10 protein-coding genes are annotated in these 11,556 nt (G+C 73.3%); 4 read left to right on the top strand and 6 right to left on the bottom strand.

Going from position 1 to position 11,556, the window contains the following annotated elements; all coding sequences use genetic code 11:
* On the bottom strand, positions 1–1,011 hold a 1,011-nt coding region (locus AXW62_RS21825), incomplete at its 3' end, for an SGNH/GDSL hydrolase family protein (protein ID WP_063817630.1).
* Between the two features lie 197 nt (positions 1,012–1,208).
* Between AXW62_RS21825 and AXW62_RS21820 the strand changes: the two genes are divergently transcribed.
* On the top strand, positions 1,209–2,594 hold the full coding sequence (locus AXW62_RS21820; RefSeq protein WP_060946018.1) for a cystathionine beta-synthase: 1,386 nt from the start codon (positions 1,209–1,211) through the stop codon (positions 2,592–2,594).
* A gap of 297 nt (positions 2,595–2,891) precedes the next feature.
* On the opposite strand, the gene AXW62_RS21815 is transcribed toward AXW62_RS21820, so the two are convergent.
* Positions 2,892–3,329 (bottom strand): hypothetical protein, encoded by a 438-nt coding sequence (locus AXW62_RS21815; protein ID WP_060946017.1) that lies wholly within the window; start codon positions 3,327–3,329, stop codon positions 2,892–2,894.
* 120 nt (positions 3,330–3,449) lie between these two features.
* Here AXW62_RS21815 and AXW62_RS21810 point away from each other — a divergent pair, with 120 nt between their 5' ends.
* Positions 3,450–4,829: an acyl-CoA synthetase gene (locus tag AXW62_RS21810; protein ID WP_060946016.1), complete on the top strand. Its 1,380-nt coding sequence runs from the start codon at positions 3,450–3,452 to the stop codon at positions 4,827–4,829.
* A 131-nt stretch (positions 4,830–4,960) separates the two neighbouring features.
* On the opposite strand, the gene AXW62_RS21805 is transcribed toward AXW62_RS21810, so the two are convergent.
* The 4 genes from AXW62_RS21805 to AXW62_RS21790 form a co-directional block, all read right to left on the bottom strand.
* Positions 4,961–5,899 carry an ABC transporter substrate-binding protein gene (locus AXW62_RS21805; RefSeq protein WP_060946015.1) on the bottom strand — a complete coding sequence of 313 codons (939 nt, stop codon included), beginning with the start codon at positions 5,897–5,899 and terminating at the stop codon, positions 4,961–4,963.
* Between the two features lie 252 nt (positions 5,900–6,151).
* Positions 6,152–6,829, bottom strand: a complete 678-nt coding sequence (locus AXW62_RS21800; RefSeq protein WP_060946014.1) for an ABC transporter permease — start codon at positions 6,827–6,829, stop codon at positions 6,152–6,154.
* A 1-nt stretch (position 6,830) separates the two neighbouring features.
* Positions 6,831–7,472, bottom strand: a complete 642-nt coding sequence (locus tag AXW62_RS21795) for an ABC transporter permease (RefSeq protein WP_030837208.1) — start codon at positions 7,470–7,472, stop codon at positions 6,831–6,833.
* Complete coding sequence (locus AXW62_RS21790) at positions 7,469–8,752, bottom strand: ABC transporter ATP-binding protein (protein WP_169808162.1); 1,284 nt, start codon at positions 8,750–8,752, stop codon at positions 7,469–7,471. Before AXW62_RS21790 ends, AXW62_RS21795 begins: the two co-directional genes overlap by 4 nt.
* 162 nt (positions 8,753–8,914) lie before the next feature.
* Here AXW62_RS21790 and AXW62_RS21785 point away from each other — a divergent pair, with 162 nt between their 5' ends.
* Both AXW62_RS21785 and AXW62_RS21780 read left to right on the top strand, forming a co-directional pair.
* Positions 8,915–10,453, top strand: coding sequence for an aromatic amino acid ammonia-lyase (locus AXW62_RS21785; RefSeq protein ID WP_060946013.1), 1,539 nt, complete (start codon positions 8,915–8,917; stop codon positions 10,451–10,453).
* 31 nt (positions 10,454–10,484) lie between these two features.
* The gene (locus AXW62_RS21780; protein WP_060946019.1) at positions 10,485–11,408 is read left to right on the top strand and encodes a MurR/RpiR family transcriptional regulator; all 924 of its coding nucleotides are present in this window, start codon (positions 10,485–10,487) and stop codon (positions 11,406–11,408) included.
* Positions 11,409–11,556: the final 148 nt, after the last annotated feature.

The following is an 11,556-nucleotide window of genomic DNA, read 5'->3' as shown; positions in this document are numbered from 1 at the left end:
GCGGGGGGTGGGGGGTGGGGGTGCCGGGGAGGGCACGGCCGCCGGCTCCTCCGTGGCGGACCGGTCGCGGCGCAGCAGCCGGGCCCAGGGGCCGCGGGCCGCCGTGACCTCGGTGCCGCCTTCCGCGGCCGCCTCGGCCGCCGCCGTGGCGACCGGCAGGATGCCCTCGTCGAGCGTTTCCGGCGCTTTCTCGGGCCACAGGCCCAGTGAGTCGCACAGGGTCGGCAGAACGGCCATCGCGGCCGTGGCGTACCCCTCCGCCGAGGGGTGGTAGTTGTCCGGGCCGAACAGCTCGCGCGGATTGGCCGCGAACTCGGGGCCGAGCAGGTCGCCCAGCGAGACCGTGCGTCCGCCCTGCTCGACCACCCCGATCGTCTGCGCGGCGGCCAGCTGCCGGCTGAGCCGCCGCGCGATCCAGCGCAGCGGCTGATAGACGGGCTCGATCGTGCCGAGGTCGGGACAGGTGCCCACCACCACCTCGCAGCCGCTCTCGCGCAGTCTGCGCACCGCGTCCGACAGCAGCCGCACCGATGTGGCGGGCGGCATCCGGCGGGTGACGTCATTGGCGCCGATCATGATCACGCAGACGTCGGGGAGCGTCTCCGGGTCCTCCAGCACCAGCGTGACCTGGCGCTCCAGATCGCTGGACTGTGCCCCCGGGAGGGCCACGTTCCGCAGGTCCACCGGGCGTTCGGCGACCGCCGCGAGCCCCGAGGCGAGCAGCGCGCCCGGTGTCTGACTAGGGCGGTGGACGCCCTGTCCGGCGGCCGTGGAGTCGCCGAGAAAGGCCAGCCGCAGTGGTGGCTGGCCGGTCCTGCGGGCGAACGCGAAGCCATATCGGCCGTCCGCCCGCGGAGGCGGGTCCTCGGACCCGCCCACGACCCGCTTCGCGTGGGACACCTCGGTGAGCACCAGCACGGCGGCCATTCCGCCCAGCAGCCCGATCCCGCCGCCCCCGTACGCCGCCGCGGCCGCGATCCGCCGCGCCACCCTCGCCCTCGACATCGACATGGGTCCAGCCCACCTCCGTCCGCACGCGCACGCGCTTCTCACTCCTTTGTACGCCTTGCTAACAGCTTGTTGCCCCGTGCAGGCTTCGTCCCAACGCGCCGGTCGAAGGGCGGGACGCGCAATAAGCTGACAGCACGGCCTCCGCGACGGCGGCCGTACCGACGCGGAGATCCCGCGGAACCGGACCAGGAGCAGGCGTGCAGTACTACGAATCGATGATTGAGCTGGTCGGCAATACCCCGCTGGTGAAGCTCAACACCGTGACCGAAGGCATCCGGGCGACCGTCCTGGCCAAGGTCGAATACTTCAACCCCGGCGGCTCGGTGAAGGACCGGATCGCGGTCCGGATGATCGAGGCCGCCGAGCGCTCGGGTGAGCTCAAGCCGGGCGGCACCATCGTCGAGCCGACGTCCGGCAACACCGGCGTGGGTCTCGCCATGGTCGCCCAGCGCAAGGGCTACAAGTGCGTCTTCGTCTGCCCGGACAAGGTGTCCACGGACAAGATCAATGTGCTGCGGGCCTACGGCGCCGAGGTCGTGGTCTGCCCCACCGCGGTGGACCCCGAGCACCCGGACTCGTACTACAACGTCTCCGACCGCCTGGTCCGCGAGACGCCGGGTGCCTGGAAGCCCGACCAGTACAGCAACCCCAACAACCCCCTCTCCCACTACGAGTCCACCGGCCCCGAGCTGTGGGAGCAGACCGGGGGGAAGATCACCCACTTCGTGGCGGGTGTCGGCACCGGCGGCACGATCTCCGGCACCGGCCGCTATCTGAAGGAGGCCAGCGAGGGCCGGGTCCGGGTCATCGGCGCCGACCCCGAGGGCTCGGTCTACTCCGGCGGCTCCGGCCGCCCGTATCTGATCGAGGGAGTCGGCGAGGACTTCTGGCCGACCGCCTACGACCAGACCGTCGCGGACGAGATCGTCGCGGTCTCCGACAAGGACGCCTTCCAGATGACCCGGCGGCTGGCCAAGGAGGAGGGGCTGCTGGTCGGCGGCTCCTGCGGGATGGCGGTCGTCGCGGCGCTGAAGGTCGCCGAGCGGCTCGGCCCGGACGATGTGGTGGTCGTCCTGCTGCCCGACAGCGGCCGTGGCTATCTGTCCAAGATCTTCAACGACGAGTGGATGGCCGACTACGGCTTCCTGGAGGAGGACGGCCCCTCGGTGCGCGTCGGCGATGTGCTCCAGGGCAAGCAGGGCGGGCTGCCCTCGCTGGTGCACATGCACCCGGAGGAGACGGTGGGCCAGGCCATCGAGGTGCTGCGGGAGTACGGCGTCTCGCAGATGCCGATCGTCAAGCCGGGCGCCGGGCACCCGGACGTGATGGCCGCCGAGGTCATCGGTTCGGTGGTGGAACGCGAACTGCTGGACGCCCTGTTCGCCGGGCGCGCGCAGCTGACCGACCCGCTGGAGAAGCACATGAGCCCGCCGCTGCCGCACGTCGGCTCCGGCGAGCCGGTGGCGGACCTGATGGCGGTGCTGGGGGCGGCGGACGCGGCGATCGTGCTGGTGGAGGGGAAGCCGAGCGGGGTGGTCAGCCGGCAGGACCTGCTGGCGTACCTGGCCAACAGCCCGAAGTGAGGGCCAGTAAGGGTCCCCGACCGCCCTTCGGGCAAGTGGTACGAACGTGTCACGCGCCCGCAGCACAGGGTTAACACAGCTCCGGCAGATTAGTGGGCGTCGGAAGGACGACACCGACACCCGAGATGAGGCGACAGGACCTCCGGAGCGGCTCCCGGACCTCCATGGTCGCCTGGACGCGGAAGCCCGGCCCTGACCCGGCCCGCGTCCCCCGCGGGGACCGCCGTCGTCCCGCCCTCGGTGCCCAGCACCGGGGTGCGGCGGTCCCCGCGCAGTACTTCTCCCGGTCCCCGCTTCTCAGTCCCCGCTCCCTTCGGGCTTCCGGCCTCGGCGCAGCCAGGAGAGAGCCCCCGCCGCGTGGACCGCGTTGACGCCGAAGATCCCGGCCCAGGTGATCAGCAGACCGGACAGGCCCGCGTTCACCACGCCGATCGCGGACAGCGGGATCGCCAGCACCAGGGAGACCCCGACGAAGGCGAAGCGCTCGCCGACGCCCAGGCCGTGGGCCTGGTCCGGCCCCGTGCCGGTGCCGTACGGGCGGGTGCCGCGCGCCGTCGCCATCTGCTGCTCGGCGAGCTGGCGGCGCACCTGCCGGTCCGCCGTGTCGTTGAACCGCTGCTCGACCTTCTCCATGAAGGAGTCGACCAGCTCCGACTCGTATTCCGCGCCCAGCTCCTTACGGGTCTGCAGGGCCGCGTCGAGTTCCTTTTTCAGATCCGGGTCACGGGCGTCCATGGTCAATGACGGTACGGTCGCGGGGACGCTTTGTCGGTAGGGCTAGCCCCCGGAACCAGCCCACCGGAAGAAGAGCGGGCGCAAAGGTATCCCTGGCCCGCTGTGGAAGGAGTCAGTTCAGTGACCGCACCTCTCCTGACGTCTCTCGCCGCGCCCGGCGGCGACCGCCCCGACGCGCTGAGCGTCGGCGGCCGCGCCCTCTCCCGCGAGGAACTGCTCGGCGCCGCGGGCGCGGTGGCGGTCCGCATCGCCGGTGCGCCGGTCGTCGCGGTCCGGGCGACCCCCACCCCGGAGACGGTGGTCGCGGTGGTCGGCGCGCTGCTGGCCGGGGTGCCCGTGGTGCCCGTACCGCCGGACTCCGGCCCGGCCGAACGCGACCACATACTGCGGGACTCGGGCGCCGCCCTGCTGCTCACCGGGGAGGCGGTGGAGGCCCCGGTGGAGACCGTCCCGGTGGACCCGGCCGAGCGGGCGGCCTGGACGAAGCCGGAGCCGGACCCGGACTCCACGGCGTTCATCCTCTACACCTCGGGGACCACCGGGGCGCCCAAGGGCGCGCTGATCTCCCGGCGGGCGGTGGCCGCCGACCTGGACGGGCTCGCCGCGGCCTGGGCGTGGACCGCGGAGGACACCCTGGTCCACGGTCTGCCGCTGTTCCACGTGCACGGGCTGGTGCTCGGCGTACTGGGCCCGCTGCGGGTGGGCAGTCGTCTGGTGCACACCGGCAAGCCGACCCCGGCGGCGTACGCGGCGGCGGGCGGCAGCCTCTACTTCGGTGTGCCCACGGTCTGGAACCGGACCGTCCAGGACCCGGACTCCGCCCGCGCCCTGGCCTCCGCCCGGCTGCTGGTCTCCGGCAGCGCCCCGCTGCCCGCCCCCGTCTTCCGCGATCTGGAGCGGCTCACCGGACAGCGTCCCATCGAGCGCTACGGCATGACCGAGACGCTCATCACCATCAGCACCCGGGCCGACGGTGAGCGCCGCCCCGGCTATGTCGGCACCCCGCTGTCCGGTATCCGCACCCGGATCGCCACCGAGGAGGGCGCCGAGATCGGTGAGCTCCAGCTGACCGGTCCGACCCTCTTCGACGGCTATCTGAACCGGCCCGAGGCCACGGCCGGTTCGTACACCGAGGACGGCTGGTTCCGGACGGGCGACATCGCCGCCATCGACCCGGACGGCTTCCACCGCATCGTGGGCCGCGCCTCCACCGACATGATCAAGTCCGGTGGCTACCGGATCGGCGCGGGCGAGGTCGAGAACGCCCTGCTGGACCATCCGGCCGTCCGCGAGGCCGCCGTCGTCGGCGCCCCGCACGACGACCTCGGCCAGGAGATCGTCGCGTACGTGGTCGCCGACGGCATCGGTGAGCAGGAGCTGATCGACTTCGTCGCCGCCCAGCTCTCCGTCCACAAGCGCCCCCGCAAGGTCCGCTTCCTGGAGGCGCTTCCGCGCAACGCCATGGGAAAGCCCCAGAAGAAGCTGCTGCCCCCGGCCTGAGCCCCGGCCCCCGGGACGGGCCTCGGGACGAGCCTCGGGACGGGTCCCGGACCGGCCCCTGGGCCGGTCCGGGACGACGCCGGGACGGCGCTGGGGCGGCCCCTGGACCGGCTCCGGCTTCTGGCCTCGGCTCAGCGCTTGGCGAGGCCGTGGTCCTTCGCCCAGTCGGCGGCGACCTCGTCCGGGTCCTTCTTGTCGTTGCTCACCAGCTTGTTGAGCCGGGCCAGTTCGCGGGTGGTGAGGGCGCCGCCGAGGCGGGCCAGGGCCTTGCGGACCTTGGCGTCGGCCTTGGCGGCGCGGACGACGGGAACGATGTGCTGGGCGGGGATGAGCGCCTTGGGGTCGGCGAGGACCACCCAGTTGTTGGCCTCGATGTCGGGGTCGGTGGAGAAGAGGTTGGCGACGTCGACGTCGCCCTTCTTCAACGCGCCCTTGACCAGGGGGCCGGAGGCGTCGAGGGCCTTGAACCCCTTGAAGGTGACGCCGTAGCGGTCCTTGAGGCCGACCAGGCCGACCACGCGCTTCTTGTCCTCGGCCGGGCCGCCGAAGACCAGCTCGCCGTTCCGCGCGGCGAGATCGGTGAAGCTGCGCAGACCGTACTTCCGCGCCGTCCCGCTGGTCACGCAGAAGACGTCCTTGTCCTCGGCGGCCGCGTACGGGAGCGCTTCCAGGCCGCTGGGGAGGGCGACGGTGAGGGCGTTCTGGAGGTCCCCGGCCTCGGTCTGCGCGGCCTTGTCGTCGAAGTGCAGGAGCAGGTTGCCCTGGTACTCGGGGAGCAGGTCGATGTCGCCCTGCTGGAGGGCGGGGATGACGATCTCGCGGGAGCCGAGGTTGGGCCGGACGCTCGCCTTGACCCCCGCGCCGCGCAGCGCCTCGGCGTACAGATAGCCCAGCAGCTGGTTCTCGGTGAAGTTGGCGGTGCCGATGACCAGGCCGCCCGCGCTGCTGCCGCCGCCCGAGCCACCGCTGCCGCCGTCGCCCTTGAGCGAGGTGATACCGCCGCCGCAGGCGGCGAGCGCGGGCACGGAGGCGCCGACGAGCAGGCCGCCGAGCAGTTTCCTGCGGTTCATGGGGTCGTCTCCTCGGATCGGAGTGGGTCGATGAGTCGCTCGGGGTGGCGGGCCGCCCGGCTCGGTGGACCGCTGGGGGTGGGTCCTCTGGGGCGGTGGGCCGCTGGGGTGGTGGGTCCTGGGGCGGTGGGCCGCTCGGGTGGTGGGTCCCCTGGGGTGGTGGGCCGGTTCGGGCGGTGCGTCGTTCGGGTCGGTGGGCCTGTTGGGGGTGGCGGGTCCCTCTGGGCGGTGGGCCGCCTGGGCGGTCGGTCGTCAGTGCGCGTGGGCGCGCGGGGGGCGGTTGCGGAACAGCAGGCGTTGCACCTCGGCCAGCGCCAGGTCCAGGGCGATGGCCAGGACGGCGACGAGCACCGCGCCGCCCAGCACCTGCACCAGGTCGCGCTGGGCGAGCCCGTCGAAGACATAGCGGCCGAGCCCGCCGAAGCTGACGTAAGCGGCGATGGTGGCGGTGGCCACGACCTGGACGCAGGCCAGCCGCAGCCCGGTCATGATCAGCGGGAGCGCGAGGGGCAGCTCGACCTGGAACAGCACCTGGTACCAGCGCATGCCCTGGCCCCGCGCCGCGTCCCTGACCTCGGGATCGACGGCGGCCATGCCCGCGTACGTATTGGTGACGATCACCGGGACCGCGAGCGCGACCAGCGAGACGTACACCGGCCACATGCTCAGCCCGCTGGCCAGGAAGACCAGGGTGACCAGGCCGACGGTCGGCAGCGCCCGCCCGAATCCGGAGAGGTTGATGGCGAGGAACGCGCCGCGCCCGGTGTGCCCGATGAGCAGTCCGACCGGGAGGGCGAGGGCGGCGGCGACGAGGGTGGCCAGCAGCGAGTACTGGAGGTGCTCCAGGAGGCGGGTCGCGATGCCGTCGGGCCCGGACCACTGGGAGCCGCTGGTCAGCCAGCGGACGAGGTCACGCAGCAGTTCGATCATGTCAGGCACGCCTCCTCAGCCACGGGGTGCACAGCCACTGGACGGTGACCAGCACGGCGTCCGCGACCAGCGCGAGCAGCAGGGACAGGACGACTCCGGCCACGACGGGGGTGGGGTAGTTGCGCTGGAAGCCGTCGGTGAACAGCTGGCCGAGACCGCCGTACCCGATGTAGCTGGCCACACTGACCAGCGAGATCGCCATCACCGTGGCGACCCGTACGCCCGCCATGATCACCGGGAAGGCGAGCGGCAGCTCGACGGTGAGCAGGGTACGCAGCGGACGGGCGCCCATCGCGGTGGACGCCTCGCGGACCTTGGCGGGGACGCTGTCGAGCCCTTCGACGGTGTTCCGGAGCAGTACGACCAGGGTGTAGATGGTCAGCCCGGTGACGGCGGTGGTGCGGGTGAGTCCGGTGACCGGCAGCAGCAGCACGAAGATCGCGATGGAGGGGATGGTGAACAGGACGTTCGAGATTCCGAGGAGGAGTCCGCGCAGCGGCCGCACCCGGTGGGCGATCACGGCCAGCGGCAGCGCGATCAGCAGACCGAGGAGGACGGCGGGGACGGCGGTGGAGAGGTGGTCGAGGGTGAGTGTGACGAGGTCGTCCTGATGGTCGGGGAACCAGCCCCAGTCGATGGTCACGCGGTCACGTCCGGAACATCGTCGGCCTCGGGCGCGCTTCCTGGGGCGTTCCCAGGGACGTCCGCCCGGCCTGCCTTCGTGTGGCCTGTATTTGCCTGGCCCGCGTCCGTCCGGCCCGCGTCTGCCTGGCCCGCGTCCGTGCGGCCCGCGTCCGCGCGGCCTGTCTCCGTCCGGCCCGCGTCCGCCCGGCCTGCTTCCGCCCGGCCTGCCTCCGCGCGCCCCCCGTCCGCCCGGCTCGCCTCCGCGCGGCGGCGTCCCGCGTGCTCGTGGATCCGGTCGCGCCCGGTGACCCCGGTGAGGACGCCGTCGGCGTCCACGCGGGCCACCAGCCCGGCGGGGGAGGCCAGCGACTCGTCCAGGGCGGCCAGCAGCGAATCGCCGTCCCGCAGTGGGCGCACCGGCAGCAGCGGGGCCCGGTCGCCGTCCGGCCCCTCGGTGTCGCGCCAGCCCAGCGGCTCCCCACGCCCGGAGGTGACCAGCCGCCAGCGCTCGCCGTCGGCGGGCACGGGCTGCTGTGGTACGTCGGCGAGGGTGGACAGGGAGAGCAGCTTCAGTCCGCGTTCGGCGCCCAGGAAGCCCGCCACGAAGTCGTCGGCGGGGGCGGCCAGCAGTTCGGCGGGGGGTGCGCACTGGACGAGATGGCCGCCGGTGCGGAAGACGGCGATGCGGTCGCCGAGCCGTACCGCCTCGTCGATGTCGTGGGTGACGAAGACGACCGTCTTGCGCAGTTCGCCCTGCAGCCGCAGCAGCTCGTTCTGGAGCTGGGTCCGGACGACCGGGTCCACCGCCCCGAACGGCTCGTCCATCAGCAGCACCGGCGGATCGGCGGCCAGGGCGCGGGCCACCCCGACGCGCTGCTGCTGACCGCCGGAGAGCTGGTGCGGGTAGCGCTTGCCGGAGTCGGCGGGCAGCCCGACCAGCTCCAGCAGCTCGGCGGCGCGGGCGCGGGCCTTGCGGCGGCCCCAGCCCAGCAGCAGCGGGACGGTGGCGATGTTGTCCAGGATGGTGCGGTGCGGGAAGAGCCCGGCCTGCTGGATCACATAGCCGATGCCGCGCCGCAGCTCGGCGGCGTCCGCTTCGAGGACGTCACGCCCGTCCACGCTCACCGTGCCGCTGCTCGGCTCGACCATGCGGTTGACCATGCGGAGGGTGGTGGTCTTGCCGCAGCCCGACGAGCCGACGAGGACCGTGATGCCCCCTTCGGGGAGTTCGAGGCTGAGGTGGTCCACCGCTGTGGTGCCGTTCGGATAGTGCTTGCTGACGTCCTTGAAGCTGATCATCCGCTTCCCCTTGCCCTGTCTGCATATGGTCATGCACAGTCATAGGCGAGTGAATAGAAGTCAATAGGTCTGCTTGGATCACCGGTTACTTCTGCTCGCGATGCGGGATGGAATGCCTGATGGCTGGCCCGGAAAGGGCGGGTTCGAGAGGGGTTGTCCTGGATGTTGTCTCACATGCTGGATGACAGTGCCGCGACGGCCGACGGCGCGGACGGCGCCGCCGCGCGGATCACGCTGGACGGCCGGAGCCTGCGCGTCCTGGATGTCGTACGCCTGGCCGACCGCCTCAGCCGGCCCGCCGCCCCCGACCCCACCGCACTCGCCCTGGCCGAACGCGCCTGGGAGACCGCGGACCGGCTCGCCGCCACCGGCCGCGTCTACGGCCGGAGCACCGGTGTGGGCGCCAACCGCACCGAGGACGTCCGCCCGGCCGACTCCGACCACGGGCTGCGGCTGCTGCGCAGCCACGCCGGCGCGATCGGCGCACCCCTGCCCGCCCGTGAGGTGCGCGCCATGATGGCCGTCCGTGCCAATCAGCTGCTGGCGGGCGGCGCCGGGCTGCGCCCGGCCGTCGTCACCGCGCTCGTCGAGGGCCTCGACAGCGGCGCCCACCCGGTGGTCAACGAATACGGCGCGGTCGGTACCGGGGACCTCGCCGCGCTCGCCCAGACCGGTCTCGCCCTCGTCGGCGAGCACCCCTGGGACCTCACCGAGGCCGACCCGGGCCGCCGCGCCCCCGGCCCCATCGCGCTCGACAGCAATGACGCTCTGGCGCTCATCAGCAGCAACGCCCTCACCCTCGGCCAGTCCGCGCTCGCCCTCACCGAGCTGCGGCGGCTGCTGTCCGCCTCGCTCTGTGTCGCGGCGCTGTCGCTGATCGCGGTCGGCGGTTCGTACGAGGCGTACGCCGAACCCGTCCACGCCGCCCGGCCGCACCCCGGCTCCGTCGCCGCCGCCGCCCGGATGCGCGCCCTGCTCGGCGCCCCGGCCCGGCCCACCCCGCCGCTCGGGCGCATCCAGGACCCGTACGGCTTCCGCTGTCTGCCGCAGATCCACGGACCGGCGCTGGACGCCGCGGACGCGCTGGAGCGGGTGCTGACCGTCGAGTTCAACGCGGCCGCCGAGAACCCGCTGATAAGCGCCGCCGACCAGGCCGCCTACCACCACGGCAACTTCTACGCCGCGCACACCGCCCTCGCCCTCGACCACTTCCGGCTCGCCGCGCTGCAGACCGCCCGGCTCTCCACGGCCCGGCTCGCCGCGCTCAGCGAACCCGACTTCACCCGGCTGCGCCCCTTCCTCGGCGACGCCGCACCCGCCAGCTCGGGGGTGATGATCCTCGAATACGCGGCGGGGGCGGCCCTCGGCGAGATGCGGGCGGTCTCCCCCCCCGCCTCGCTGGGCCACGCCGTGCTCTCGCGGGGGGTCGAGGAACAGGCCAGTTTCGCCTCCCTCGGCGCCCGGCAGACGCTCCGGGTCGCCGACCACTACCGGCTGGTGCTGGGCTGTGAACTGGTCGCGGCCGTAAGGGCGTTGCGCCAGCGAGGTCTGGAGCCCGATCCGGAGCTGCCGGTGGGGGCCGCCTTCGCCCTGGCGTCGGAAGTGCTCGATCCTCGGATGGAGGACCGGCCGTTGACGGAGGATGTGGCCGTGGCCGCGCGCCTGCTCGACCGGCTGGCGGGGCGGCCGGCGGGGGCATGAGGGACCAGGGTACGAGGGTCAGGAGGACGGGATGAGTACGGACAACGGGGCGGGCGGTGCGGGGGTGGCGCCGGTGGGCGAGGACACCGCGGTGGTGTCACCGGGCGCGCCGGGCGGCTCGGGCACCTCGACGGCCGCTCGGCTGCAGGCGCTGTTCGAGGGACACCGGCTGACCCCGACCCAGCGGCGGATCGCCCACTGCATGGTGCGGCGGGCCGCGGACGCGCCGTTCCTCTCCAGCGTCGAACTGGCCGAACTCGCGGGCGTCAGCCAGCCGTCCGTGACCCGCTTCGCGGTCGCCCTCGGCTTCGACGGCTATCCGGCGCTGCGCAAGCACCTGCGCGACGTCGCCCCGGCCGGGCCCGAGGCGGACAAGGGGTCGTACAACGAGTACCAGCAGGCCGTACTGGCCGAGATCGACAATCTGCGCCACCTCGCCGCGCTGCTGGCCGACCCCGCCCCCGTCGTCCGGGCCGGCCGGCTGCTCGCCGCCTCCCGCCCGCTGCCGGTCCTCGGGCTGCGCGCCGCCTCCGCGCAGGCCGGCGGCTTCACCTACTTCGCGCGCAAGGTCCATCCGGACGTCCGGCTGCTCGACGAGGGCGGCACGATGCTCGCCGACCGCGTCGACGCGGCACAGCGCGCGGGGGCGACGGCGCTGCTGTGCTTCGCGCTGCCGCGCCATCCGCGCGAGGTCGTCGAGGGCCTGGAGTACGCCCGGGGGGTGGGCCTGACCGTGGTCACCGTCGCCGACAGCGCCTTCGCCCCGGTGGCCCGGCACAGCGATCTGCTGCTGCCCGCGGCGGTCGGCACGGGCCTCGCCTTCGACACCGCGTGCTCGCCGATGCTGCTCGGGCGGGTGCTGCTGGAGGCGATGTGCGACGCGCTGCCGGACGCTCAGGCGCGGTTGGAGGAGTTCGACGCGAAGGCCGCGGAGCGGGGGCTGTTCGTGGAGTGAACCGGGTCGGGGCTGTGTGCGGGACCGGTTCCGGGACGGGGCTGTTGCGGGGGCGGCTCCGGGGGCGGTGCGGGCGCCGTTGCGGGGCCGCTCCGGAACCGCGGCGGGCGGCTGCGGGGCCGCTCGGGGGCGGCCCGGGGCTGTTCCG

Origin of the sequence: Streptomyces hygroscopicus subsp. hygroscopicus (genome assembly GCF_001553455.1) — a bacterium.
GTDB classification, from domain to species: Bacteria; Actinomycetota; Actinomycetes; order Streptomycetales; family Streptomycetaceae; genus Streptomyces; species Streptomyces hygroscopicus.
The sequence above is the reverse complement of the archived record's forward strand: the minus strand, read 5'-3'. Positions and strand labels throughout refer to the sequence as shown.

Coding starts and splice junctions, on each gene's coding strand:
- AXW62_RS21815 (WP_060946017.1), bottom strand. CDS start 3,329: ATGGACGCCCGTGACCCGGATCTGAAAAAGGAACTCGACGCGGCCCTG.
- AXW62_RS21805 (WP_060946015.1), bottom strand. CDS start 5,899: ATGAACCGCAGGAAACTGCTCGGCGGCCTGCTCGTCGGCGCCTCCGTG.
- AXW62_RS21800 (WP_060946014.1), bottom strand. CDS start 6,829: ATGATCGAACTGCTGCGTGACCTCGTCCGCTGGCTGACCAGCGGCTCC.
- AXW62_RS21790 (WP_169808162.1), bottom strand. CDS start 8,752: ATGATCAGCTTCAAGGACGTCAGCAAGCACTATCCGAACGGCACCACA.
- AXW62_RS21785 (WP_060946013.1), top strand. CDS start 8,915: ATGTTGTCTCACATGCTGGATGACAGTGCCGCGACGGCCGACGGCGCG.
- AXW62_RS21780 (WP_060946019.1), top strand. CDS start 10,485: ATGAGTACGGACAACGGGGCGGGCGGTGCGGGGGTGGCGCCGGTGGGC.